26 protein-coding genes and 1 pseudogene are annotated in these 25309 nt (G+C 63.5%); 16 read left to right on the forward strand and 11 right to left on the reverse strand.

Going from position 1 to position 25309, the window contains the following annotated elements:
• Window positions 1–622: 622 nt before the first annotated feature.
• From V1278_RS32690 to V1278_RS32700, 3 genes are all read left to right on the forward strand, one after another.
• Complete coding sequence (locus tag V1278_RS32690; protein ID WP_334366826.1) at window positions 623–1267, forward strand: glutathione S-transferase family protein; 645 nt, start codon at window positions 623–625, stop codon at window positions 1265–1267.
• A gap of 191 nt (window positions 1268–1458) precedes the next feature.
• Window positions 1459–1632 (forward strand): hypothetical protein, encoded by a 174-nt coding sequence (locus V1278_RS32695; protein WP_176721808.1) that lies wholly within the window; start codon window positions 1459–1461, stop codon window positions 1630–1632.
• 70 nt (window positions 1633–1702) lie between these two features.
• The gene (locus tag V1278_RS32700; RefSeq protein ID WP_334366825.1) at window positions 1703–2863 is read left to right on the forward strand and encodes a PQQ-dependent sugar dehydrogenase; all 1161 of its coding nucleotides are present in this window, start codon (window positions 1703–1705) and stop codon (window positions 2861–2863) included.
• A gap of 21 nt (window positions 2864–2884) precedes the next feature.
• Here the strand turns inward: V1278_RS32700 and V1278_RS32705 are convergent, their stop codons facing one another.
• Window positions 2885–3235 (reverse strand): DMT family protein, encoded by a 351-nt coding sequence (locus tag V1278_RS32705; protein ID WP_334366824.1) that lies wholly within the window; start codon window positions 3233–3235, stop codon window positions 2885–2887.
• A gap of 203 nt (window positions 3236–3438) precedes the next feature.
• Between V1278_RS32705 and V1278_RS32710 the strand changes: the two genes are divergently transcribed.
• From V1278_RS32710 to V1278_RS32720, 3 genes are all read left to right on the forward strand, one after another.
• Window positions 3439–4251, forward strand: a complete 813-nt coding sequence (locus V1278_RS32710) for a PAS-domain containing protein (RefSeq protein WP_334366823.1) — start codon at window positions 3439–3441, stop codon at window positions 4249–4251.
• 105 nt (window positions 4252–4356) lie between these two features.
• On the forward strand, window positions 4357–4818 hold the full coding sequence (locus V1278_RS32715; protein ID WP_334366822.1) for a GNAT family N-acetyltransferase: 462 nt from the start codon (window positions 4357–4359) through the stop codon (window positions 4816–4818).
• 264 nt (window positions 4819–5082) lie between these two features.
• On the forward strand, window positions 5083–6021 hold the full coding sequence (locus V1278_RS32720) for an aldo/keto reductase (protein WP_334366821.1): 939 nt from the start codon (window positions 5083–5085) through the stop codon (window positions 6019–6021).
• Window positions 6022–6176: 155 nt separating this feature from the next.
• On the opposite strand, the gene V1278_RS32725 is transcribed toward V1278_RS32720, so the two are convergent.
• Both V1278_RS32725 and V1278_RS32730 read right to left on the reverse strand, forming a co-directional pair.
• Complete coding sequence (locus tag V1278_RS32725) at window positions 6177–7421, reverse strand: DUF1501 domain-containing protein (RefSeq protein WP_334366820.1); 1245 nt, start codon at window positions 7419–7421, stop codon at window positions 6177–6179.
• On the reverse strand, window positions 7418–8983 hold the full coding sequence (locus V1278_RS32730; RefSeq protein WP_334366819.1) for a DUF1800 domain-containing protein: 1566 nt from the start codon (window positions 8981–8983) through the stop codon (window positions 7418–7420). Before V1278_RS32730 ends, V1278_RS32725 begins: the two co-directional genes overlap by 4 nt.
• Window positions 8984–9081: 98 nt before the next feature.
• Between V1278_RS32730 and V1278_RS32735 the strand changes: the two genes are divergently transcribed.
• The 4 genes from V1278_RS32735 to V1278_RS32750 all read left to right on the forward strand — a co-directional run bounded on the left by V1278_RS32735 (window position 9082) and on the right by V1278_RS32750 (window position 11551).
• Window positions 9082–9285 (forward strand): cysteine-rich CWC family protein, encoded by a 204-nt coding sequence (locus V1278_RS32735; protein WP_334383579.1) that lies wholly within the window; start codon window positions 9082–9084, stop codon window positions 9283–9285.
• Window positions 9282–9968, forward strand: a complete 687-nt coding sequence (locus V1278_RS32740) for an HAD family hydrolase (RefSeq protein WP_334366817.1) — start codon at window positions 9282–9284, stop codon at window positions 9966–9968. The genes V1278_RS32735 and V1278_RS32740 overlap by 4 nt, the downstream gene beginning before the upstream one ends.
• A 99-nt stretch (window positions 9969–10067) precedes the next feature.
• A complete protein-coding gene (locus V1278_RS32745; RefSeq protein WP_334366816.1) occupies window positions 10068–10247 on the forward strand; it encodes a hypothetical protein in 180 nt (59 codons plus the stop codon).
• Between the two features lie 197 nt (window positions 10248–10444).
• Window positions 10445–11551: an IS110 family transposase gene (locus tag V1278_RS32750; RefSeq protein WP_334383034.1), complete on the forward strand. Its 1107-nt coding sequence runs from the start codon at window positions 10445–10447 to the stop codon at window positions 11549–11551.
• A 1371-nt stretch (window positions 11552–12922) separates the two neighbouring features.
• Here the strand turns inward: V1278_RS32750 and V1278_RS32755 are convergent.
• From V1278_RS32755 to V1278_RS32785, 7 genes are all read right to left on the reverse strand, one after another.
• Window positions 12923–13090: a hypothetical protein gene (locus tag V1278_RS32755; protein ID WP_334366815.1), complete on the reverse strand. Its 168-nt coding sequence runs from the start codon at window positions 13088–13090 to the stop codon at window positions 12923–12925.
• Window positions 13091–13209: 119 nt separating this feature from the next.
• Window positions 13210–13977 carry a DpnI domain-containing protein gene (locus V1278_RS32760; protein ID WP_334366814.1) on the reverse strand — a complete coding sequence of 256 codons (768 nt, stop codon included), beginning with the start codon at window positions 13975–13977 and terminating at the stop codon, window positions 13210–13212.
• 195 nt (window positions 13978–14172) lie between these two features.
• On the reverse strand, window positions 14173–17136 hold the full coding sequence (gene uvrB / locus V1278_RS32765; RefSeq protein ID WP_334383580.1) for an excinuclease ABC subunit UvrB: 2964 nt from the start codon (window positions 17134–17136) through the stop codon (window positions 14173–14175).
• A gap of 114 nt (window positions 17137–17250) precedes the next feature.
• On the reverse strand, window positions 17251–17442 hold the full coding sequence (locus V1278_RS32770) for a hypothetical protein (protein WP_334383581.1): 192 nt from the start codon (window positions 17440–17442) through the stop codon (window positions 17251–17253).
• Between the two features lie 32 nt (window positions 17443–17474).
• Window positions 17475–17687 (reverse strand): hypothetical protein, encoded by a 213-nt coding sequence (locus V1278_RS32775; RefSeq protein ID WP_334383582.1) that lies wholly within the window; start codon window positions 17685–17687, stop codon window positions 17475–17477.
• A gap of 263 nt (window positions 17688–17950) precedes the next feature.
• Window positions 17951–19171 carry an NAD(P)-binding domain-containing protein gene (locus tag V1278_RS32780; RefSeq protein ID WP_334383583.1) on the reverse strand — a complete coding sequence of 407 codons (1221 nt, stop codon included), beginning with the start codon at window positions 19169–19171 and terminating at the stop codon, window positions 17951–17953.
• Window positions 19161–20066 (reverse strand): LysR substrate-binding domain-containing protein, encoded by a 906-nt coding sequence (locus tag V1278_RS32785; protein WP_057842218.1) that lies wholly within the window; start codon window positions 20064–20066, stop codon window positions 19161–19163. The genes V1278_RS32780 and V1278_RS32785 overlap by 11 nt, the downstream gene beginning before the upstream one ends.
• 90 nt (window positions 20067–20156) lie before the next feature.
• Here V1278_RS32785 and V1278_RS32790 point away from each other — a divergent pair.
• The 4 genes and pseudogenes from V1278_RS32790 (at window position 20157) to V1278_RS32805 (ending at window position 22961) form a co-directional block, all read left to right on the forward strand.
• A pseudogene (locus V1278_RS32790) lies at window positions 20157–20919 on the forward strand (sulfite exporter TauE/SafE family protein).
• 13 nt (window positions 20920–20932) lie between these two features.
• Entirely contained in the window at window positions 20933–21181 is a 249-nt protein-coding gene (locus tag V1278_RS32795) for a hypothetical protein (protein ID WP_334383584.1), read from the forward strand.
• A gap of 134 nt (window positions 21182–21315) precedes the next feature.
• Window positions 21316–22023 (forward strand): glutathione binding-like protein, encoded by a 708-nt coding sequence (locus V1278_RS32800; protein ID WP_028350772.1) that lies wholly within the window; start codon window positions 21316–21318, stop codon window positions 22021–22023.
• Between the two features lie 245 nt (window positions 22024–22268).
• On the forward strand, window positions 22269–22961 hold the full coding sequence (locus V1278_RS32805; protein ID WP_334383585.1) for a glutathione S-transferase family protein: 693 nt from the start codon (window positions 22269–22271) through the stop codon (window positions 22959–22961).
• A 45-nt stretch (window positions 22962–23006) separates the two neighbouring features.
• Here V1278_RS32805 and V1278_RS32810 read toward each other — a convergent pair whose 3' ends face one another.
• Window positions 23007–23855, reverse strand: coding sequence for a hypothetical protein (locus V1278_RS32810; protein WP_028350768.1), 849 nt, complete (start codon window positions 23853–23855; stop codon window positions 23007–23009).
• Between the two features lie 376 nt (window positions 23856–24231).
• Here V1278_RS32810 and V1278_RS32815 point away from each other — a divergent pair, with 376 nt between their 5' ends.
• Together V1278_RS32815 and V1278_RS32820 are read left to right on the forward strand one after the other, a co-directional pair.
• Window positions 24232–24408: a hypothetical protein gene (locus V1278_RS32815; protein ID WP_334366804.1), complete on the forward strand. Its 177-nt coding sequence runs from the start codon at window positions 24232–24234 to the stop codon at window positions 24406–24408.
• A gap of 277 nt (window positions 24409–24685) precedes the next feature.
• Window positions 24686–25135 (forward strand): nuclear transport factor 2 family protein, encoded by a 450-nt coding sequence (locus tag V1278_RS32820; protein WP_334383586.1) that lies wholly within the window; start codon window positions 24686–24688, stop codon window positions 25133–25135.
• Window positions 25136–25309: the final 174 nt, after the last annotated feature.

Below are 25309 nucleotides of genomic sequence, written 5' to 3' on the forward strand. Positions count from 1 at the left end.
GTTCCGCGGGCCGAATTGACTCATATCTGACAAGCCGCGGATCGGGCAGAGAGCACAACTCCCGGAGCGGCTGACAGCCGAGCGCCACCGTCCCTCGAGGGCCAAAGCGAAGCCGCAAGGTTCAACGCCAAGCTGTGTCTCCGCGATCTGCATCCGCTCTCGATGATGGCCCGCGAAGTCACTTTCGTAGGTATGATGGCCACGGTGCCCGATCCTTCAGTCCCGGCTCTGCGCCGCGTCACCGCCTGCCGCGTCGCGTCCGGAACACGAAAGCTTTTGGGTCAACGACTGATCTCCGTTCCCCGGACGCAGCGGTGCGCTGCAGAGCCGGGCCCACGCGCCGGATCCACAGTCATCACCCCGCGGCGGGACGTAGCCAGCTTCGTCGCGCAGGATTGAATCGATCCGCTCGTCCGCTCCCGACCATGTGATGCGTTGCCTGACAGAGTCGTGGCATGGCATGCTGCGCGCGTGCAGTGCGGTAGAGGTTTTCGACTTTTTCCATTCCGCGGGTCTTGCGACGCATTCGTATCGGCATCATTGTTTAGCCGTGTTGCGGCGCGAAGGCTTACCGCAGTTCGCTCCCCGCGCGCGCCCCTCGACGTCTGTGAACCCAACGACAATGTACAAGCTCTATTCGATGCAGCGCTCCGGCAACAGCTACAAGGTCCGCCTTGCGCTGGCGCTGCTCAACGCGCCCTATGAGGCAATCGAAGTCGACATTCTCCGCGGCGAAAGCCGCACGCCGGAATTTCTGGAGAAGAACCCGAGCGGGCAGGTGCCGCTGTTGGAAGTCGCCGAAGGACGCTACCTCGCCGAGTCCAACGCCATTCTCTGGTATGTTTGCGGCGGCACGTCACTGGCCCCCGAGTCGCGCGTCGAGCGCGCCGAAGCGCTGCAATGGATGTTCTTCGAACAGCACGCGCTGGAGCCCAATATCGGCGCCGCTTATTTCTGGCTGTCGCTGGTCAAGGGCGGCCGCGACCTGCAGACCCATGCGCTGGAGGACTGGATGGAGCGCGGCTATGCCGCGCTTCAGGTGATGGAAAACCATCTCAAGACCCGCGCCTATTTCGCGGCCGGTCAACTCACGGTCGCCGATATCGCACTGTACGGCTACACCCATGTCGCCGACCGCTGCGACTACGACCTCGCGACCTTCCCCGCCATCCGCGCCTGGCTGCGGCGGGTCGAACAGACGCCCGGCTTCGTAACGATGGACTGGCAGCCGGTCGATGACCAGGCCGACGTCGCCGCCGGCGCATAGCCACCCTCGCTCTTCTCACTTTCGCGCGAGCACCCCGCCAAAAGTTAACAATAGCGGGCATAATGTTAACCTTTGCCGTGATTCTGCCATTTTAAGCGATTGGTCGCCGCAATGTTGCCGGTGATCGCTGCAAGATTTTCCCGACGTCGTGAGTCGCGGGTGATTCGTCCCGCGTTACAAGGATTTAGCCTATGATGCGGTCACCCGGTGCGGTCGGCTTCGAGAGCAGCCGCGCGCCCGTCGCTTCTTCCCGGTTGCTTGGTGCCATCGCCACCTCGCTTGCGATCGGCACGCTATCGCTTTGCCTCGTGGTCACCCTGACGGTGCTATCGATCAAGGCCACCGTCGCGATGCCCATTCCGTGACAGGTCCAGCCTTTTGTTTGCATCATTGGACTAGCGAAGCGCGATGATCAGCATCGCGATGTAGACCAAAATGAAGACACCCGTCGGCCTTGTGACCGTCGCCTTGACGGTAGCGATCCTGCTCGCCGTCTCCTTCCTGATCGCCACCGGCACTCGCGGCGAAGAGCCGGCGTTTGACTCGTCGGCGGGCGAACTCGAGGTGCGCACCATTGCGAGGGGCCTCGTCAATCCGTGGGCGCTGGCATTCCTGCCCAATGGAACGATGCTGGTGACCGAGCGTCCCGGCCGCATGCGCCTCGTCAGCGCGGAGGGCCAGGTTTCGCCGCCGCTCAAGGGCGTGCCTGACGTGTGGGCCTCAGGCCAGGGCGGCCTGCACGATGTCGTCACCGACAAATCCTTTGCGCAGAACCGGACCATCTATTTCTGTTACGCCGAACGGACCGCGGGTGGCGGCCGCACCACGGCTGCGCGCGCGAAACTGAGCGACGACAATGGCCGTCTCGACGAGGTCAAGATCATCTTCCGCCAGCAGGGCCCGCTATCGTCAGGCAATCATTATGGCTGCCGCATCGCGCAGGCCGACGACGGCAATCTGTTCGTGGCGCTCGGCGATCACTTCACCTATCGCGACCAGGCGCAGAATCTCGGCAATCATCTCGGCAAGCTGATCCGCATCGCGCCCGACGGATCGGTACCCCCAGGCAATCCGTTCGCCGGCCGCACTGATGCCAAGCCGGAAATCTGGAGTTACGGGCACCGCAACGTGCAGGCGCTCGCAATCAATCCGGCGAGCGGCGAGCCCTGGGAAATCGAGCACGGACCGCGCGGCGGCGACGAGGTCAATGTCGTCGGCAAGGGCAAGAATTACGGCTGGCCGGTGATCGGCTACGGCATCGATTATTCCGGCGCGAAAATCCACGAGAGCACGGCCAAGGACGGCATGGAGCAGCCGCTCAAATATTGGGTGCCTTCTATCGCGCCGTCAGGCATGGCCTTCTACACCGGAAAGCTGTTTCCGAAATGGAACGGCAGCCTGTTTACCGGCGCGCTGCGCGGCGCAATGTTGGTGCGGCTGACGCTAAACGGCAACGCGGTGACGTCGGAGGAACGCCTGCTGCAGAACCTGCACGAGCGTATCAGGGACGTCCGTCAGGGGCCGGACGGCGCGCTGTGGCTGCTCACAGATAGCTCGAACGGACGGGTATTGCGGGTGGCGCCGGCGGTGAAATGACGACGATCTGAACAAAAGCGCTCACCATTTGTGAAAGATCAAAAACGCGCCGATCGCGATGAAGAGAAAGCCGAGTGCGTGATTCCACCCCAGCGGCTCCTTCAGATAGAGCACCGAGAAGCAGGCGAACACCACCAGCGTGATCACTTCCTGCATGGTCTTGAGCTGCGCCGCCGAGTACACCGCGCTGCCCCAGCGGTTGGCCGGCACCGCCAGCCAGTACTCGATGAAGGCGATCCCCCAGCTCGCCAGCACCACCATTGGCAATGGGCTTTCCTTGAATTTCAGATGGCCGTACCAGGCAAAGGTCATGAAGATGTTGGAAGCAAACAGCATCAGGATCGGCAGCAGCGTCGGCGAAACAGTGGGCATCGATGTCCTCTTGCAAAAATGTCGAGCAGCTCAATGGTCGGGTGCGGTACCACGTTCCTTAACTCGATATCATTTGATTTCAAAAATGCGAAAGTCTTGCGCATGCGAGCAACGCTCTCTTAGGACTGGCGGCAGAAAGGCGTGCACAATCGCAACAATCAGGCATGCTCGCGTCTTATTCCCGGCAAGTAGCGAGAACGGGCATGCAGTTAGACTGGCGCGCAATCTCCGGTCCGGCTCTCACGACAGCGACGGCGATGATCGCCTTCGTTGTCGACCGACACTTCGTTGCAGTCCCCAATCCCGCGCCGCTGTTCGTCTGCATCGTCGCCTTTGCCGCTTCCATCAGCGGCATCGTCTCCGGCATAGCCAGCGCCATCATAGCGGTGGCGTCATCAGCGCTGTTCTTCCTCAACCACCGCGCTACGCCCGGTTACGACATGTCCGACCTGGCGCGCATGCTGCTGCTGGCGGCGACTGCCGGCGGCACCGCGTTGATCACCGGCTTGTTGCGGAAAACATGGGTCGATGCGTTCGCGTGGGAGAAGAAGCATCACGCTACCGCGGAGCGCCTGTCGGCCGCGCTCGATCAGGTCGATATCGGCATCGTGCTGCTCGATTCCGCCACCCGCGCCGAATTCATCAACCGCGCGTTCCGCGATTATTTCAAGCTGTCCGACGAGCAGGCCGACAGCAAGCCGCCCTTCATTGCGCTGATGTATCACGGCCGCGACACCGGCGCCTGGCAACTGCCGGAGGACGAGTTGAGCGCCTTCATTGCCAAGCGCACCGAGATGATACGAACAGGCGATTCCACGCCGATCAACCTCGATCTCGCGGATGGACAGGTGCTGCGCTTCACCTGCACGGCGCTTCCCGACGGCGGACGCATGCTGAGCTACACGCCGGTCACCGACCTCGTTCGCCACACCGACGATCCCGGCAGCGCGGAGTATTATCGCGCGCTGCGCGGCAGCCATCGCAGTCTCGCGAAGCACCTCGGCGCCGCGGAGTAGCGAAGCGATAAGTTGATCGTCTGCTGCCACATCTGTATTAATCAACAGACATCCCTCCTTCCCGTGTCCCTGACGCGCCATCTCTTAACCAAAACGGAATCGCGCATGCCCGGCGACCTCACCATCCGCTTCGTCACCCGCCAGGACTACGCGCAATGGCTACCGCTATGGGACGGCTACAACGCCTTCTATGGCCGTTCGAACGCGACCGCGCTGGCGTCCGAGATCACGGCGATGACATGGGCGCGCTTTTTCGATGCTTATGAGCCGGTGCATGCGCTGGTGGCCGAGAGCGGCGGCGAACTGCTCGGGCTGACGCATTATCTGTTTCACCGTTCTACGACCATGATCGAGCCGAACTGCTACCTGCAGGACCTCTTCACCAGCGCAACAGTGCGCGGCAAGGGCGTCGGCCGTGCGCTCATCGATGGCGTATACGATCAGGCCAGACGCGCAGGATGTTCCCGCGTCTATTGGCAAACGCACGAGACCAACCACACTGCGATGCAGCTCTACGACAAGGTGGCGGACCGCTCCGGCTTCGTCGTGTACCGGAAGATGCTCTGAGGCACGGCTTTCGGCCGGCCTGTGGATAAGTTCTGCCGTCACGCGCGCGTAACAAAGCGCAGCTAGCCTGCCCCTGCGTCTGATCAGGCCCCCCGTCTCAGATCACGCGCCCCAGCGGTCCCCGTCAGTCGCCGCGTCTGACCGGGGCCGCATCTTTTTGTGCCGCATGGCTGCCAAGCGCGGGCGCTGGCCCGCTTTTCTTGCGGGCCGAAGCCACGCGCGCCACAATGCGCCCTCCTCCCGCTCTTCCCACAGGATCGATCCATGCAAATTCGCAACCTCGGCGGCTCCGGCCTGCGTGTTTCCGCCGTCGGCCTCGGCTGCAACAATTTCGGCCAGCGCACCGATCTGGAGACCTCGCGCAAGGTCATCCACAAGGCGATCGACCTCGGCATCACCCTATTCGACACCGCCGACATCTATGCAGGCATGGGCGGCTCCGAGACCGTGCTCGGCACCGTGCTCGGCGACCGCCGCAAGGATATCGTGCTGGCGACGAAGTACGCGAAACCGATGGCGACCGACGGCACCAAGCAGGGCGCCTCGCGCCGCTACATCATGTCCGCGGTCGAGGCCAGCCTGAATCGGCTGAAGACCGATTACATCGATCTCTATCAGCAGCATGAATACGATCCCCTGACGCCGATGGAAGAGACGCTGCGCGCGCTCGACGATCTCGTGCGCCAAGGCAAGGTCCGCTACATCGGCAATTCGAACTTTCCGGCCTGGCGCATCGCGGAGGCCGAAATGATGGCGCGGCAGATGAACGTCAACCGCTTCGTCTCCTGCCAGGATGAATACAGCCTCGTGGTGCGCGGCATCGAGAACGATTTGCTGCCGGCGGCGCAGGAATACAAGCTCGGCCTGCTGCCGTTCTTCCCGCTGGCGAGCGGCCTTCTCACCGGCAAGTACAAGCGCGGCACTGATGCCCCCGCCGACACGCGCTTCGCCAAGGCGCCGGCGCTGAAGGACCGCTACGTCACCGCGCGCAACGAGGATATCGTCGAAAAGCTCCAGACGTTCGCGATGGAGCGCGGCCACACCATGCTCGAACTCGCCTTCTCCTGGCTGGCCCAGCGCCCGCAAGTCGCAAGCGTCATCGCCGGCGCCACCCGCGTCGAACAGGTCGAGCAGAACGTGAAGGCGATCGGCTGGACGCTGAGCGCGGCGGAGATGGCGGAGGTCGATCGGATTACGAATTAGGTCTGGTTCGGTGTCGTCCCTGCGAACGCAGGGACCCATAACCACAAGTGTACGTGGTTATGCCGTGCTGGCTCCCCAGCGTGCTCCAACAATGCCAGCGGTGGTTATGGGTCCCGGCTCAAGGCCGGGACGACACCGTGGGTGGGGCTAGCCTCCTACCCCACCAGCCCCTGCATCGGCTTCACCTTGGCGCTCTCCGGGAACACGCTGTCCGCCAACACCTTCTCAGCCAGCCCGAACTGATCCTTCAGCACGCCTTTCATCACAGCGCGCAGATCGGTGGTCGGCGCGAGGTCGCGGCCCTGATGGAGGCTCGCCGGCTTCAGCCCCGGCCAGTCCGCGATCACCCGCCCGCCGTTCACCGCGCCGCCGGCGAGTAGCGCGACGGTGCCGGTGCCGTGATCCGTGCCTTGCGTGCCGTTGATGCGCGCGGTGCGACCGAACTCGGTCGCGACCACGATCACCGTGTCGCGCCAGCGCGGTCCCAGCGCGGCTTCGAATTCGGCGAGTGCGCCGTCGAGGCCGCCGAGCAGTTGCGCCAGACGGCCGACCGGGCCGCCTTCATTGGCATGCGTGTCCCAGCCGTCGAAGGCGAGTGCGCCGATCCGCGGACCATTGTCGGCCGCCATCAATTGGGCCGCGCCGCGCGCCGCCAGCCGCATCGCGGCCACGCCGCCGGTGCCGGGCTTTGGTTTCATGTCGTCGCCCTGCGCGGCCTTGTCGAGCGCGAGGCCCTGCTTCAGCGCCGAGCCCAGCGCGGCATCGCGGTGAGAATAGAGGTCGAGCAGCCGCATCGCGGTGTCCTCGCTGGCCTGCGGCAACGCGAGCGGCGCCCAGCCGACGGTCGGCGCCGCGCCGCGCAGCACCAGCGGCGTGATCGGGCCGACTGCGAGCCCACTCGTCACCCGCTCGCCCTTCGGCAGACCTTCCAGCGCGCGGTTGAGCCAGCCGGACTGTACCCGGCCGGGGCCCGCAAAGCCGCTTTCGAGCACGTCCTGCCCATCGAAATGCGAACGGTCGCGGTAGGGCGTCGCCACCGCGTGGATCACCGCGGCCTTCTTCTCGCGATACATCCGCGAAAATTCCGGCATCGCCGGATGCAGTGAGAAGAAATTGTCGAGCGGCAGCGCCGCGTTCGATCCGCTCGACGACAACGCGATCGCGCCGTGCAGGCCGGCATAGTCGGGGTCGCCGATTGGTGCGACGGTGGCGAGCCCGTCGAGTGCGCCGCGCAGGATCACGAGCACCAGACGCGGATCGCGGCCGTCGGCCGCGCGCGCGAACTTCGGCAGGTAGGCCCAGGCCGCAAAGGACGCGCCGCCGAGCAGCACGGCCCGCCGCGTCGTCGGCGACGATCGCAGGTCCTCGCAGCAACCCATTGTCGTTTCCATGGACGTCATCTCCTCTGGAATTCCGGCGACATCAACAACAGCGCCAGCGCCTGCTGCCGCGATTCCGCGCGCTCGACGGTCCGCCGTGTCTCCACCGACGCCGTGTCAGCAGCCGCGAGCTCGAGCAGGTCGCGCGGATCGACGCCGTCGGCGAGCCTCGATGCAATCTGGGTAGAGATATCGAGGCGCAGTTTCATGCCCTCCGGCGCCAGCCATGCGGCGTTGGTGTCGGGAAAGCCGTTCGGCCCGGCCGGCGACCATAATGGCTGACCGAGCGCCCTCAGGCCGGCGAGATAGAGGTTGGGATTGTTCGGAATCTGCGCCAGCAGCCGGCCGGCCGCGACGAGAAATTCGTAAGGCGAGCGGATCTTGGTGAGCGGCGCACTCCAGGCCTCGTCGGAATCGACCAGCGCCAGCGCCAGCGCCTTGAGATCGCCGTCGGTTTTCGTGAAGACATCGGCGAGCCGCGCCACCAATGCCTGTGGCGGATCGTCCGCCACGAAATGGCGCGCAAATTTGGTCGCGATGAATTTCGCGGTCGAAGGATGCCGCGCGATATCCGCCAGCACCGCCTCGCCCTGCGCTACGCCTTCGGCATCGTAGACCTTGCCCATCACCCGCTGCGCGCCCGGCTGATGCGCATTGGCATTGAACACGAAGGTGCCGGGCGCGCCGAGCTGGCCCAGCCTTCCCGCATAGGTCCAGCCCGTGATGATGTTCGCCAGCGACGTCACATCGTCCTGCGAATAGCCGCCGCCGACGCCGAGCGTATGCAACTCAAGTATCTCGCGGGCGAGATTTTCATTCAGTCCGCGGTTGCGGTTTTTCCCGGCGCGCGAATCCGGGCCCAGCGATTGCTGGTTATCGAGGAAGAACAGCATCGCCGGATGCTGCTCGACCGCCTTCAGCATATCGGCGAAGCGTCCGAGCACGTGCGGGCGGATCGCCTCGCGCTCGAACGAGCCGGCCCACATCCGCGCCGGCCCGCCCTTGTTGGCGGAAATGCAGAAATGATTCGACCAGAACACGACAAGCCGCTCGGCAAATCCGCCATCGGCGATGACGGCGCGCTGCAGCCGCGCCAGCGCCTCGGCGCGAAAGGTTTTCTGGATGATGTTGAGCGGTTGTGGCGGCGGCTTTGGCGCATTGGGCTGCATCGTTTCCGCCGGTGCCATCGCGCCGGGATTCTCCGCCGGCTTGGCCTGTGACTCCCTGGGTGACTCCTTGGGCGCCATCTCCATGGCGATGCCGTTGAGGGACAGGTTTCGCCGCTGCGCCTTCGCATCTGGTGGCGACGACGCGCCTTCGCCTGCAGCCGGCGGCGCGGCCGATTTGGCAGCCTCGCGGGCCTGCTGGATTTCGAACTGATAGTCGAACACCGCCTTGCCGAGCGCGGGCGTCGACTGCAGCCCCGGCACTTCGAGCAGCACGCGATTGGGACGGCCGAGTTCCGCCTTGACGAAACCGCGCGGATCGGATGCGGCGTCGAGAACATCGCCAGATGCCCCGCCGCGCGCGCCGAAGCCGAAGCGATTGAGCGCAACGAGGGCTGCTTGCGAATCGCGGGCCATCGGATTTCCCTTAGAATTTCCCAAGCGTATAGTGGCGAAGTATAACGCGCCTCAGTGTGAACCCGGGATTAATTCCACGTCAGGATTCAGCCTCGTTGATGACAGATCGTTTGGAAAATGCGCCAGCGCGCCGCCTCGCCTGCACCGGCTGCGGCAACGAATTCGGCTGCAACCTGTCCGGCCCCTGCTGGTGCAACGACGAGACGTTTCGCCTGCCGATGCCGTTGGACGGTAGCGATTGTCTCTGTCCGGAGTGCCTGCGCAAACTCGCTAGCCAGCGCGCCGGCGCGGGTGCGGCGTGATCGGGAAATGGAACGTCAGCGCTGTCCTGCTCGACATGGACGGCACGCTGCTCGACACCGAACGGGTCTATTTCGACAGCCTGGTCGCGGCACTCACCGCGCATGGGTTCACTGACGACGCCGTAACGCTGTGCCAGGCGATGGTCGGCCTGCCCGGGCCGGAATGCGAGGCCATGCTGCTCGCGCGCTACGGGGATGGCTTTCCGCTTGCGGAGGTCTCCCGCGCCTTCGTCAGCAACCGCAATGAAATTCTCGGCGCAGGCTTGCCGCTGAAGAGCGGCGCGATCGAACTCCTGGATGCGCTGCGGGCGGCCGAATGTCCGATGGCGATCGTCACCTCCTCGTCGCTGCGCACGGCGAATGCGCATCTTAAGCTCGCGGGTATCCGCCACCGTTTCGAAACGCTGCTGACCCGCGACGACGTCGCCCGCGGCAAGCCCAATCCCGATCTCTATCTGCTCGCGGCATCGCGGTTCGGCCTGAAGCCGGAGGCTTGCGTGGCCGTGGAGGATTCCAACCACGGCGTGACCGCCGCGCATGCCGCGGGCGCCATTACCATCATGGTGCCCGACATGGTGACGCCGACGGATGAGTCGCGGGCGCGATGCGCGGCGGTGGTGCCGGATCTGAATGCGGTGCTGGCAATGCTGCGCGAGCGTGGCGCGTTAACGCGGAGCCGCTAGCCATAGCACCGCAAGCGGCATGGATTGCGCTGCCGTTCGCCTGCGGAACGATTTCGCCAAGGCCAGCGTTGTGTCTTTCCGTTGATAACGGAGACCATGATGACAAAGACCGCGCCTCCGATTCCCCCGGACAATCGGAGCCCCAAGGGCCCGGGCAGCGCGCCCGACGTGCCCCTCGACACCACCAAAGGCCATCGCGACGACGAGAAGAACAACATTCGCGAACAGGGCGCGCACGGCAATCTGACGCAGAACACCAGCCACCGGCGATCGGGGTAAGGGCCGCCAATCCCTGCTGCATTCTCGATGTCGTCCCTGCGAACGCAGGGACCCATAACCACCGGCAGAAGTTTTACGAATGGCGTCTGCCAAGCTGCCCTATCGAGAGATCACGCGGTATGTTGGGGTGGACGGCCCCCGACGGCATCGATGTGCCAGAATGAGGTCGGTAAAGATCTCAGACAAGGGAGCCGTCCATGAACGATATTATCCGAATTGGTGTCGACACGTCCAAGAGTGTTTTCCAGCTGCATGGCGTTGATGCGGCCGAGCGGCCGGTGCTGCGCAAAAGGCTGCGCCGGCGCGATTTCCTGAGCTTTTTCGGCAAGCTGCCGCCGACCGAGGTCGGCCTGGAAGCCTGCGGCGGGGCGCACTACTGGGCGCGCGAACTGATGGCGCTGGGACATGAGCCGAAGCTGCTGCCGGCGCAGCACGTGAAGCCGTATGTCCAGCGCAATAAGAACGACAAGCAAGATGCCGACGCGATCTGCGAGGCAATGAGCCGGCCGCGCATGAGCTTCGTGAGGGTCAAGAGTGTGGAAGAGCAAGCGGCGCAAATGTTGATGACGATGCGCCAGCGGCTGATCGACTATCGCACGCAGCTCATCAACACCATCCGCGGTCACGCGGCCGAGTTCGGCCTCGCGGCCGCCAAAGGGCCTGCCCATGTCGAGCCGCTGCTGACGCGCATTGCCGAAGACGGAACGGTGCCCGCGCTTGCCAAAGAGCTGTTCGCCATCCACGGTCAGGAGTACGACCGGCTGAGGGGAGAGCTGCGCGAGATCGAAGCGAAGCTGAAGGCCTGGCACCGGCAGAACGAGATGAGCCGCCGCCTTGCCGAGGTCGATGCCATCGGCCCGATCGGCGGTTGTCTGCTGACGATCAAGGCTCCCAATCCGCAGGTCTTCCGCTGTGGCCGCGACTTTGCGGCCTGGATGGGCTTGACCCCGAAGGATCATTCTACCGCAGGTAAAATGCGGCTCGGCGTCATTACCCGCGCCGGCGATGAGAGCTTGCGCCGCACCCTGGTGGTGGGCGCCACCTCGGTGATCAAGCAGGTTCGCAAAGGCAAGGCTCATCCCTCGCCCTGGCTGCGCGATCTGGTGGCGCGCAAGCCGCCGAAGCTCGCCGCCGTGGCGCTCGCCAACAAGGTGGCGCGCATTGCCTGGAAACTGATGGTCAGCGGCGAACGCTACGACGCGGCACGCGCCGGCATCGTCTCTCCGAGGCCGAGTGTAGCGCCGTGCTCGCCTCGTCAAGGCCGCTGCGCGCCGCCTGCGGCGGTGGCCTTCGGCCAGCCTTGACAACCCTGCGCGCGGCGCTCAACAGCGGCCGCCATCGGAGAAACGACCCAATCTGGGCCTCGCCCACACAACAAGGTGACCACATGACCTTCAACTGACGCAGATCAAAGCTTCGGCGTGAGGGTAACTTCACGCCGCAGGCCGAAGCTTGCTCGAGAACGGAAGATGGACCTGATCGATCGATCACAGTCACGAGGCAACACTCCGTGGGACCCATTGGTGCAAGACACCGCCACTATGTTTGGAGCTCGTATTGTGGACCCCATCTTGGCAGCGGTCATGTGCGACCGCATCAACAGACCGGACATATGGCCGCAATCGCTTCGATCGAACCGCGTTCCGCCTCTTGCAAGCAGGGGGCCGTCCACATATGGGTCCCTGCGTTCGCAGGGACGACAATGAGTGTGCCGCGCGCTCGAACTCGATTTTCAAACAGCCGCCACCCGAGAAGGGCGACCCAGAACCGTAGGATGGGTTTCGCTTCGCTCTACCCATCCTACAAGACACGCCTTCGCACACTCTCGCGGCACGAAGCGCCCGAAGTCATGCGATCGACGATGCCCTCGAAATCGAAGAGGGCGCAGGGAAAGCCGGGTGCCCAAACACCCGCAGTCGTGCGCAAAAATGCACACGGCGGACTGCAGGTGCGCCGGAACACCCGGCCTTCCCTGCGCAATGGTTTTACGGCTTATACCGCGCTCTCCTCGGAGCCGAGTTCCTCTGGCCTCCGTCACTGACGGATTGACGATCGATCTAGACCCGGTTGTGTCAGATCAATCTCCGCCAGCTTGACACCAGCAACGGGTGCCAGGACCACACGGCTTTGCCGTCCGCGGCTTCCTCGACCAGAATGTTTCGATCGGCCCGTATGCTGCCAGACCGAAGTTCTAGTCGAAGCGTTTAAGCGCCGGTCGTCTGCGCGCCGTTCTTTTCGCTCACAGGCCAAAGCCCGCCCCGCGATCAACTTGCGCGCCCGACGCTGCCGCGTCCATCGCATCCCGCGCCCAACGTCCGTGACGATCGCGATACGCCCCTCTAGCGGGTGCGGGATGGCGGGAGTTGTAGGAGTGATTTGGGGTAATCGCGAAGCGGTTTATTTTTGCTGGCAAGACTGGACCAAGCCATGCCTGATTTGCCCGGCCAGCAGCGCAATCGGTAGTAGTAGTCTCCTGTAAGCGTCGCTTCGGTTCGTCGATTAGTGCCGCGTACAGCCGATGGTGCCGCTGCAATTGGTAACGAATGTGATGATGCTGGCGGTGGCGGTCGGGCGGTAGCTTTTCTCCGCCCGTCATTGCGGGGCGATCAAAGCTCGGACCCGGAATCTCGAGATCCCGGGTATGGTCCTTCGGACCATCCCGGAATGACAATGCGTCATTGGTCCGCCGCCAGAAACTCCAACGCCTTCTCTCGGGTCGGAAAGCGACCGAGTTCGCGATAGTCCGGATCGTGTTCCGCCGTTTCTGGCGACCACAGGACGACGAACACCTTGCCCTCTTGCTCAATAAGCGTGGTCAGTTCCTCGCTTTCATACGGTGTCATATCCCGCGCGCCACAATGCGGGCATGTGTCGTCGCACATGCAGGACCATTCATCGGCCCATCGGCGCCTGCAGCGGTCGCACTTGTAGCGATTCAGAAACCATGCCATCGCCGGGCTCCCTAGTGTCGCAAACGATAATTCCCGCGCGAAACGAATTCAATAAACCCGCGATCCCGCAAATATTGAAGCTGCTGCCGTATCTTTGGCCTGACGTTCTGGTTGCCGGGATAGAGATCTCCGAGGTGCCGTTCGAAAGCATAGACCTCGTCAAGGGCGAAGTCCCGCTTGCCAAGCGACTCCACGCACTTCATCACATCCAGCAACCAGCCGCGCGTTTCCGGGGATTCGTTTCTGAGGAAGAGTGTCTTCTGCCAATCGGCGAGGACGAGTTCTTTCGCGCGAACAACGCTGTTCTGGATGATATGTATCTTGCCGGAGTCTGGAATTCGACTAAGCAGGATGTTGGAGCCGATCCAGCCGGCCCGTCGCGCAGTGGGTGCCAGCGGCTTTCGCTCCTCAATGATCTCCCGGACGAAGAAGTGCTTCGGCACGATGAACAGGTTCACGACCGCAAGCGATTTGAGGTCGTAGTTCATCAGAAGCAGATTCGGATTGTTGCTGGCGGCAAGGCGTTCGCACTTGGTCTTGAACGCGCCATCGACGACTCGCGTTCCGAATCTGCCTTTCTGACTTTTGAGTTCGAATTCCTCTTTGCAGGATTGGCAAAAGAAATCGGCGAGAGGGGAGTTGTTGGGAAAGGACGAAATCTTGGCGTTGCCGCAGTGCGGGCAGTAGGCCCAAGCCTTCACCCAAGCTTCTGTCCAGGCGCGGGCGCTTTGCGAGCCGCTTGTGTAGGACAATTGGGACTCTTCAAAGCCGAGTTTCATGAACTCAGCGTATCGCAATTATTTTGAATTGCCAGAGGATCACAATACAACTAACTGCACCGACGACCATTGCGTCATTGCGAGGAGCGCAGCGACGAAGCAATCCAGCGTCAAGGAAAGAAGCTGGATTGCTTCGCTACGCTCGCAATGACGGCTGACCCGCCGCCGCTCATCACATTCATGCGTGGCCAAACCCTACCTCTTCTTCCACCCGCCCCGGTGCCCCGGTGCGCCGCCGCTCGATCGCGGGGCTGGCCCGAACTCCGGGCCTGACTGCCGCGAATCCGTGGGCTGGAAGATCTTGCTGCCGCTGCCGATCTCGAGCTTGCGCGGTTTGGCGCCGCTGGGGCGGTAGGGCAAGGATTCCGGGCCGTGCATTTCGTCGAGATGGGGTTTGTGGACTTTCGAGGTGGAAGAACCGCCGCTGCGGCTCACCCCGCCCCGACCGCCTGCAGCGGTCGACCCTCCCCCTCCAGCGGAGGGTGAAGAGGCGCTGCGCTTCTTCATCGCTGATGTCGGCAGGTTCGCGGCCTCGCCGTACTTCTTCGTTCCGGCATAGGCGCCGGCTTTGCCCTGCACGGCGCGCTGTTTTGCGGTGGGGTCGTCGACCACGGCCATTTCCGTCGCGCGCAGGCGTTTGACTTCGTCGCGGAGTCTGGCGGCTTCCTCGAAGTTCAGATCGGCGGCGGCTTCGCGCATGCGGGTTTCGAGGTCGTTCAGCACGGCCTCGAAATTGTGGCCGATCGAGATGACGTCGTCGGCCATGCCGCCGTCGCCGATCTCGACCAGCACGTGATCGCGCTCGTAGACGGAGTTGAGGATGTCGCCGATCGATTTCTTCACGCTCTCCGGCGTGATGCCGTTAGCCGTGTTGTATTCGACCTGCTTTTCGCGGCGGCGGTTGGTTTCGGCGATGGCGCGCTCCATCGAGCCGGTCATCTGGTCGGCGTAGAGGATCACCTTGCCGTCGACGTTGCGCGCGGCGCGGCCGATGGTCTGGATCAGCGAGGTCTCGCTGCGCAGAAAACCTTCCTTGTCGGCGTCGAGGATCGCGACCAGTGCGCATTCGGGAATGTCGAGGCCCTCGCGCAACAAATTGATGCCGACCAGCGCGTCGAACGCGCCGAGGCGCAAGTCCCGGATGATCTCGATGCGCTCGATGGTGTCGATATCAGAGTGCATGTAGCGCACGCGAATGCCCTGCTCGTGCAGGTACTCGGTGAGGTCTTCCGCCATGCGCTTCGTGAGTACCGTGATCAGCGAGCGATAACCCGCGGCAGCGGTCGCGCGCACTTCGCCGACGAGATCGTCGACCTGCGTGCGCGCCGGACGAATGTCGACCGGCGGATCGATCAAGCCTGTGGGACGGATCACCTGCTCGACGAACACGCCGCCGCTTTCGTTCAGCTCCCAGCCGCCGGGCGTCGCCGACACCGCGACCGATTGCGGGCGCATCATGTCCCATTCCTCGAACCGCAGCGGGCGGTTGTCCATGCAGGAGGGCAGCCTAAAACCGTATTCGGCGAGCGTCGCCTTGCGGCGGAAATCGCCGCGGAACATGCCGCCGATCTGCGGCACGGTGACGTGGCTTTCGTCGGCGAAAACCAGTGCATTGTCGGGCACGTATTCGAACAGCGTCGGCGGCGGCTCGCCGGGGCGGCGCCCGGTGAGGTAGCGCGAATAGTTCTCGATGCCGGCGCAGCTTCCGGTCGCTTCCATCATTTCGAGGTCGAAGGTGGTGCGTTGCTCCAGCCGCTGCGCTTCCAAGAGGCGCCCCTGGTTGTTGAGCTCGTCGAGCCGCAGCTTCAGCTCGGACTTGATCGACTTGATCGCCTGCACCAGCGTCGGCCGCGGCGTCACATAGTGCGAGTTGGCGTAGATCTTGATGAATTCGAGATCGTCCTGCTTGTGGCCGGTGAGCGGATCGAACTCCTCGATATTTTCCACGGTATCGCCGAACAGGTTCACGCGCCAGGCGCGGTCCTCATAGTGCGCCGGGAAGATGTCGATGACGTCGCCGCGGACGCGGAACGTGCCGCGGGTGAAATCGGCCTGCGTGCGCTTGTACTGCAGCGCGACGAGGTCGGCGATCAATTGCCGCTGGTCGATGCGCTCGCCCTTCTTCAGCGCAAAGGTCATCGCGGTGTAGGTCTCGACCGAGCCGATACCGTAGATGCACGACACGGACGCCACGATGATGACGTCGTCGCGCTCGAGCAGCGCGCGCGTCGCCGAATGGCGCATACGGTCGATCTGCTCGTTGATGGACGAATCCTTTTCGATGTAGGTGTCGGTGCGCGGGACGTAAGCCTCGGGCTGGTAGTAGTCGTAGTAGGAGACGAAGTACTCGACCGCGTTGTCGGGAAAAAAATTCTTGAACTCGCCATAGAGCTGCGCGGCCAGCGTCTTGTTCGGCGCGAGAATCAGGGCCGGGCGCTGCGTCGCCTCGATCACCTTGGCCATGGTGTAGGTTTTTCCGGAGCCGGTGACGCCAAGCAGCACCTGGGTGCGGTCGTTGCGGTTGATGCCTTCGACCAGTTCGGCGATCGCGGTCGGCTGGTCGCCCTTCGGCTGGTATTCGGATTTGATCTCGAAGCGCACACCGCCTTCGGATTTTTCCGGGCGCGGCGGCCGGTGCGGCGTCCAGACCTTGAGCTGGCCGTTGTCGCCGCGAAATTCGGGACGGCCATCGCGGATCAGGCTTTCCAGCGCATCGGCGGTGGCTTTGACGCCGAGCGCTTCCATCTTGTTGCGCGGCGGGCGAGCGAGGGCTTCCTCGTCGTCTTCCGCGGTCGGCAGGCCGAGCTGGCGCGCGAGCTCGGGGTCGAGGGTCGGGATGGTGGCCGCGGTGCCGTAGTTGGCTTGGGGGGATTCTTCGAGGCCTTGTGGGGATGCATCGCGTTTGCCGACGTCCGCGCTGGTTCCGCGCGTCGAGGCTCGCGCGCGATGCGCGGCGGCCTCGCCGCCGGCGCGGCGGTCCCAGGAATTGTCCGGCGGCGGCTGCAGGCCGGTGCCCGAGCCCATGCCGGCATCGCCGCGGTTGAGCGCGGGATTGAGCAGCTCGGCCAGTGCCGGCCCGATCGGCTGCACGTCTGGCCGATGCGCCTTCGATTTGGGGGATTTGCCGGGCTTTTTGGGGGTGTCAGGTTTCTTCGCCATCCGGCGAATATGGGACGAGTCAGCCAGCGAGAAAAGGGCAAACGGCCTTGCGCGCGATACTGCGCTTCGTCATGTCAGCAGATGTCAGCAATGGCGATTCGGAACCGCCGCGCCTTACGCCGTCAGCGGGGCCGTCGAGGCATTGACGATCTCCAGATGGATCCCGCCGCAGCGCGTGCATCGCATGGTCCAGTATTCGGCGCCGGCACGGCCGGGAATGATGCGCAGCACCGCGAGCGATGCGCTGCAATCCGGGCAGCTCGAAAGCACCGGCGTCGCTTGCAGGGTCTGTTCGGGCAGGGGCAAAGAGATGCGGCCGGCAGTTCCGCCGGTCGTGCTTACGGAATCGCGAACCGCGGCATGAAACGATCGATATGGGCTTTCGCATCCGCGATCGCCGCTTCCGGATCCGACCAGGCGAAGCCGACTTCGAGGGTCGGAAACGCCAGGCCGTCGATCACCACCGGCTCCTGGTCGGCCCGTTGAATCCTGGCGTGCCATAGCCCTCTCCCTGCTTCGAACGACTGGATTTCAAAGCCGCCATAGATCATGGCGCGTCCCCCCCGGAATTGCGCATGGCGCGACCAGAGCACGACGCGGCAGAGGGAGATGTGAAGGAGTTCACATGTCGCGGAGGTTTTTTCGGTGGCGTTTCGGCAGTTAGCTCCCTCTCCCCGCCCTTCACGGGGAGAGGGTTGGGGTGAGGGGCTCGCTCCACGAGTTGTGATTCATGGATAGACCTGTACCCCCTCACCCGGATCGCAAGGGCGATCCGACCTCTCCCCGCAAGCGGGGCGAGGTTGGAAGCGAGTGCTCAGCGCCGCGCCAAAATATGATCCGCGAGCACCACGGCATCGTCGCCGACGCCTGACAGGAACGAGGAGTTCATCTTCGACAGCCATTGGAGACCGAGGAAGTACAGGCCGGATACGGCTGAGATGCCATTGCGATGAACCGCTTCGCCGCGGGCGTCGAGGACCGGGATATCGATCCAGCCGAAATCGACGCCGTAGCCGGTCGCCCAGATGATCGAAGAGATGCCCTCCGCGGCGAGGTCGAGGCGCGTGAGCGGCGCGGTGACGCAAGGCGGGTCGGGAAGCGTCGCGCGGGCGCCGGGCTCTTCCGGCAGCTCCAGGCGGCGCCGTTTCACATATTCATCGACAGTGTCGAGGAAGGTGGTGAAGGCGATGTCGCCGTCGCCAAGGCTTTTGTCGAGACCCGACGCAATGTCGAGCACGCCGCCATCGGCGGCGTCGAGACGTCCGAGCAAGATCATGCCGCGGGCGGCGAAGTCGCGGAAATCGATGCTGCGTCCGCCATAGGCGCCCGAAATCACCGGGCCGAGGCGCGCTTGCCCGCGCTCCTCCGGGGTGATCTGGTCGAGCTGCATTTCGGCGAGCCACCAGATCAGGTCGCGGCTGCGATAGCGGCGCGGCAGGCGGCGATGCCGTCCGACCGAGAGATAGACGCGCCGCCCGGCCTGCAACAATTCCTCGGCGATCTGCGCGCCGGACGCACCGGCGCCGGCCACCAGCACCGCGCCCGGCGGAAGCTGTTCGGGGTTCCTGTAGTCGGCGGCACGCACCTGAAACACCGGATGATCGCGCAACAGGTCCGGGATGACGCTGCGCTGATAGGGTCCGGTGGCGACGACGACATTGTCAGCTTCGATCGTGCCATCCGTGGTCTCGGCGATAAAGCGCCCGCCGTCGCGCTGCGACAGCCGCGTCACCGCGACGCCGCAGCGGATCGGCGGCGCGACGAAATCCGCATAGGCCTCGATAAATTTGATGATGGTGGCCGTATCCGAGAACCCATCGGGATCGCTGTGCGGAAATGGAAAGTCCGGCAGCCGCACCGACCAGTTCGGAAACTGGAATATCAATCCGTCCCAGCGTTCGCTGCGCCAGCGTTCGGCGATCCGGTGGCGCTCGAGCACCAGATGCGACAGTCCGCGCTGCTTGAGGCGGTGGCTCATCACGAGGCCGGCCTGGCCGCCGCCAATCACCAGCGTTTCGATCTTCTCATCCGGCATGTCTGTGGCCCCTGCGGCGCGTGGCGGGCTCCGCTGCCGCGCGAACGATCCAGCGCCGGAACGCGGCGAAATCGCGCTGCCCGGTGCTGAAGCCGCGATACACCAGATACCAGCGCATGCCTTTCGGCACACTTAACGCAAACGGCGCGACCAGCCGGCCGGCCGCAAGGTCATCGTCGATATAGGGGCGGATGCCCATGGCGATGCCGAGGCCGTCGACGGCGGCCTGCAGCGCCTGGCCGTAAAACTCGAACTCCGGTCCGCGGGCGCTGATGCGAGCGGTGCCGGCGGCCTCGAGCCATGACGGCCAGTCGTCGGGCGAATGCGCCACTCGCAGCAGCGTCGGCCCCTTCAGGTCGCCGGGACGTTTGAGCGCGCCCGCAAGGCGCGGCGCGCAGACCGGAAGCAGATCGGCCGCAAACAACGGCTCGGCGATCAGGCCGGGCCATTCGCCGTCGCCGAGCTTGATGCCGCAGCTCCAGTCCTCGCCGAACGGCACCGCGGCGCCGCCGGTGGTGATACGGACGTCGATGTCGGGTTCTTCCTTGCGGAAATCCGCCAGCCGCGGGATCAGCCATTTCATCGCAAAGGTCGGCCCGACGCCGATGGTCAGCACGCGGACGCTTGCGGGCGCCGTCACCTGCGCGGTCAGGCTCGCCAGCGCGTCGAAGATCGGCGTCAGCCCGTTCTGATAGGCGCGGCCGGCGGCGGTGGTCACGAGTCGGTTGGCCTTGCGCTCGAACAGCGCCACGCCCAGCCGCTCTTCCAACAGATGCACCATCCGGCTGACGGCGGCGGCGGAGACGTTGAGCTCGGTCCCGGCGGCGGCGAAGCTGCCGGTGCGCGCTGCCGCTTCGAACGCCTTGATGCCGTTGAGAAAGAGCAGCCGCCGCACATGACCCTCAGGAAAACTGATGCCAGAGCAAGATAACTCGGTTTGCGTAGCTGCGACAAGCACGGCAGAAATGTCATGTGGAGATTGCCGATGACGGCCCTGATGATCGCAGCGCTCGGTGCCTTGATGGTCGCGACAGCCTTCCTGTCCGGCCTGTTCGGCATGGCCGGCGGGATGATCCTGATCGGCGTGCTGTTGATGCTGATGCCGCTGCCCACCGCCATGGTGCTGCACGCGATCACGCAGATGGCGTCGAATGGCTGGCGCGCATTTCTGTGGCGGGCGCATATCCGCTGGCGGCCGGTGTTCGTCTATCTGATCGGCTGCGCGCTGGCGCTCGGCGTCTGGTCGCTGACCCGCTACGTGCCGGACAAGCCCATTGCCTTGCTGTTGCTCGGGGCCACGCCGTTCATGGCGCGGCTGATGCCGAAGAACCTCAAGCCGAACCCGGACAGCATCTGGCAGGGCTCGTTCTACGGCTTCATCTGCATGGGCCTGATGCTGATGACCGGCGTCTCCGGCCCGCTGATGGACACGTTCTTTCTCGGCGGCAATTTCGGCCGCCGCGAGGTGGTCGCCACCAAGGCAACCTGCCAGGTCGTCAGCCATCTCACCAAACTGATCTATTTCGGCGGCATCATCGACCAGGCCGCGACGCTCGATCCCGTGCTGGCCGCGGTTGCGATCGTGGCCTCGATGCTCGGCACCACACTGGCGCGGCGGATTCTTGAGGCGATGAGCGACGCGCAGTTTCGTACCTGGGGCCAACCGGCTGATCACGACGGTGGCCGGCTATTACATTCTCTATGGAAGCTGGCTGTTGCTGGTTCACGGCTCGGTTGCTTCCTTCTGAAGGGAGAGGGCTGATGTCGGATGCTGCAGATCCACTGGTGCTCGACTTCGTCGAATGGGTCGCCCGCGAGCCGCGGAATTACGCAGAAGTGGTCGCGACCTGGCGGACCTCCTGTCCGCGCCTGACGATCTGGGAAGACGCGTCCGATCGCGGCTACGTCACTCGCGAAACCATCGCCGGAACCAGACTGATGGTGACCGTCACCGCATCAGGCGAAAAGCTGCTGCGCGAGCACGGCCGCATCGACGTGCCGCAACGCTAATCCCGCGTCGCCGGCCGTCATCACATTTCCGCGCGACGCCCTTAGCCCGCATTGACTTGGGACATCGGTCCGATCAATTTCATGCATCCGCATCTTTCTTGCGATGCACGGATTTCAACCAGCAGGATCGCCCCATGATCGACCTTCACTACTGGACCACGCCGAACGGCCACAAGATCACGATGTTCCTCGAAGAGACCGGGCTGAAGTACAAAATATTTCCGGTCAACATCGGCAAAGGCGACCAGTTCAAGCCGGAGTTTCTGGCGATCGCGCCGAATAACCGCATCCCCGCGATGGTCGATCATGAACCCAAGGGCGGAGGAAAACCGATTTCGATCTTCGAGTCCGGCGCGATGCTGCTGTATCTCGCCGAGAAGACCGGAAAGTTTCTGCCGTCCGATCTCTACGGCCGCTATGACGCGATCCAGTGGACGTTCTGGCAGATGGGCAATCTCGGGCCGATGGCCGGGCAGAACCATCACTTCTCCAACTACGCCCAGGACAAGATCAAATACGCGATCGACCGCTACGTGAACGAGACCAACCGGCTCTACGGCGTGCTCAACAAGCGTCTGACCGATCGCGAGTTCATCGCGGGCGACTATTCGATCGCCGACATGGCGAGCTATCCCTGGATCGTGCCTTACAAGAACCAGAGCCAGAACATTGACGACTTCCCGCATCTGAAGCGCTGGCTGGAGACCATCCGCGCCCGCCCCGCGACCGAGCGCGCCTATGCCAAGGCGAAAGAGGTCAATCCGAACTTTGGCCAGCCCGTCAACCGCACCGAGGAGGAGCGCCGAATCCTGTTCGGGCAGACCGCGGCTGTGGTGCGGTAGGGTTCCGTTGTTCTCACCGCACCCCGCTGTCATCATCCGCGAAGGCGAAGGCGGATGATCCAGTAACCACGGGCGGCCGTGACTCCACTAGCGTCTCGGCGTACTGGATGCCCCGCCGGAGCCTGTCATCGGGCGGCCGTTCGGCCGACCCGGTGGCGGGGCATGACGGGAACGGGCAGACCGCACTCCGTCGTCATTGCAATGACGGTTGTTGTTTCAAACGCTGACTTCGCGCACAATATCGCATGTCCCTCAAACTCTACGAACTCGTCGGTACCGATCCATCCCGTCCGTTCAGCCCATTCTGCTGGCGAACGCGGATGGCGCTAGCGCATAAGGGGCTGTCGGCGGAGACGATTCCCTGGCGCTTCACCGAGAAAAGCGCGATCGCGCCGCATGGCTCGGAGAAGGTGCCGGTGCTGCTCGACGGCGACAGCGCGGTCGTCGATTCCTGGACCATCGCCAACTATCTCGAAGACAAGTATCCGGACCGGCCGTCGCTGTTCGGTGGCGAGGGCGGCCGCGCCATGGGACGGATGCTGAACTGGTGGGGCGATGGCGTGATCGGCGGTATATTTCCGCTCATCATCGCCGACGTCCCGCTCAACCTGAAGCCGGAGGATGCCGCCTATTTCCGCGCGTCGCGCGAGGCGCGCTTTGGCAAGAAGCTGGAAGACATCATGGCCGACCGCGACAAGGCGGTCGAAGGTTTTCGCAAAAGCCTCGATCCGCTGCGGCTGACATTGCGGACGCAGCCGTACCTCGGCGGCACGGCAGCGAACTATGCGGACTATATCGTGTTCGGCGCGTTCCAGTGGGCGCGCGTGGTCAGCCCGTTCAAGCTGCTGATGGAGGACGATCCGGTCTATGCTTGGCGCGAGCGGCTGCTCGACGCGTTCGATGGGCTCGCGCGGAATTCGCCGAGCTATCACGGCTAGCGCAGGCGGACGCCGCTCGATCCACGCGGAGCGAGCAGGCCAAGATCACGGCTGCGGGCCGGACAGGTTCATTTCGCGCTCGGCCCGAAAAACGTTGCTGTGCAGGTTTGCTATCCATTGCCGTCCACTCGATGTGACATTGAGATAGCGTATTGCCGTCTGGATTTGCGGAGCGACGTTGTTCCAATAGAACTGCGGATATTTGTAAACGACGTCTGCCGGCGTCTGGTAGCCGAGCGTTTTGTTCATGCCGACTTCTTCAAATTCGTAGAACAGGGCATTCGCCTTCTTCAAGTAGTTGGGGTCGCCGAGCTGCCCGATGAGGTCGGCCGCGCGCAGCAACAGGCCCTCTTCCTCGATCAGCTCGTCGTTCGACGATGAATCAACATAGGGAAATCGCGTATACTCGATTGCCCTGGCTATCCGGCTCGCATCGACTTCTTCGGTTGTGTCGAGCCGCTCGAAGACGAACAGCTTCGAGCGGTCCACATGGTAGGCTCCCAGGGCGGCATCGGATGAACCTCGCGCCAAGCGAACAGTACGGCCGCTGAGATCTGCGACATAGGAATCCCCGTCATCTCCCTGGACGATTCCGCGCACGTATCCGATGTCGTGGGTGAGGCACGCCAGGATGAAATTGGCGTAGTCGTCTGGCGTCGTTGGCCGCAGCATCGCCCGGCCCATCAGGATATCGTGCCCGGCAAGGGTCACGAGCATGGTGTGTTCGATGTTGTGATACAGGGCGTCGCTGTTGCCGATGCATTCCAATGTGAGCCTGGCTGCATAGGGGAGAAGTTCAGCCAGCCGGGCTTGAGAGGAGCCAAACCTGCTCCTGGTATCCGAGGCCAGAAACGACCCCAAGGCTTGCGCCACCAGTTCCGGGATTGTGATCATCTGAACACCGCGTCATTTGTGCGACGTTGGCGCCGGCATAATAACACATCGGCGTTTCTTCCGGTGGCCAATGTCTGCTCGCGCCACCAGAAAGCGTGGCCCAACGTCTCCGTCCGCGGGTGCACTCAAAGCGTCCGCCGATTGGTCGTGAGCTGGGCATTCTCCGACGCCCACTCATCCGGATAACCGGCCAGGAGGCTTTGCCTCCCCTTGGGAATGATGACGTTTCCCGAGGCAAATTGCCGGGCAACGATTGCCGGAGCGTCCGCGCAATCGCCGAGGCTGTAAAATTAGTTCTATCCGATAACGATGTTAGCCGTGACGTAAAATGAAGGCGTAAGCTGATCCCCTTGGTGGGCGTTAGGGGAGACGCGTCATGACCGACCTTGAAGCCAAATTGGAGCGGTTCGAGACTCTCGCTGCCGAATGCGATTTGATCGGCAAGTTGACGTCGGATGGGGCGAAGCGCGAGCTATACCTGCGCCTCGGCTTGCATTACCGCGAACTGGCCGACGACATCCGGACGATGATCGCAACCAAAGACGCCGCTTAGCCGGCAGGACAGAAGCGGCAGCAGTATCCTGGCCTAGCGCTAATCTTATCGTGTCATAAGCCCTCAATAGTGAGGAGCGCCAACGGGTCCGCACGCAGCGCGGCCCGATGACAGGCTCCGCGCGTCTTCGCTGCGTCGTCGCATCGCGGCAGTGAACCTTTTGGAAACCACCACGTCACATACTGTAGGTTGCTTTGCTGATTGATCCCTCCGCCCTTCCCTGCCCTTCCCTTGGACTGGGCCGCAGAGCCGGATCGAACCCAGACGGGGTGGACGAATGACCGAGGAATCTCATCGTCAGCGCGTACTGGATTTCCTCAACGTCCTGTATTCCGGTGACGTCGAAGGCGCGCTGGCGCGCTGCACAGACGACATCGAGTCGCTCGCCAACGCCCCGATCGACATCCTGCCGCATATGGGCCATCGCCGCGGCAAGGCCGAAATGCGCGAGATGTGGAACGCCGTCCGCGCCCGCTATTCCGAACTGCGCTGCGAGGTGCCCATCCTGGTGGTCGAGGGCGACAAGGCGGCCGCGTTCATCCGCGTGTTCTTCCGCAAGAGCATCAACCAGCGCATGGTGCAGTTCGACATCGCCGGCTTCTACACGCTGCGCGACGGCAAGATCAGCCAGATCAGGGAAATCATCGACACCTTCGATCTGGTCCAGCAACTGCTCGAACGCGACGTCGCCGCGATCCTGACCGGTAGAAAGCCGGAGCTGATTTAGCGCCTTCGTCATTATCCAGCGCGAGCCGGTGCGCCGCCACGACCGATAATGCGGCCAAAACAGTCGCATTTGTGCATTGCAAAAACGGCAATTGCGTTCTGGCGAAACTGCTCTATTTCTGGCTGCAACAGTGAAAGTCCGGCATTTCGGCCCCGGCGTCGATGAAGACGCCCG

Origin of the sequence: Bradyrhizobium sp. AZCC 1577 (assembly GCF_036924575.1) — a bacterium.
GTDB lineage: Bacteria > Pseudomonadota > Alphaproteobacteria > Rhizobiales > Xanthobacteraceae > Bradyrhizobium.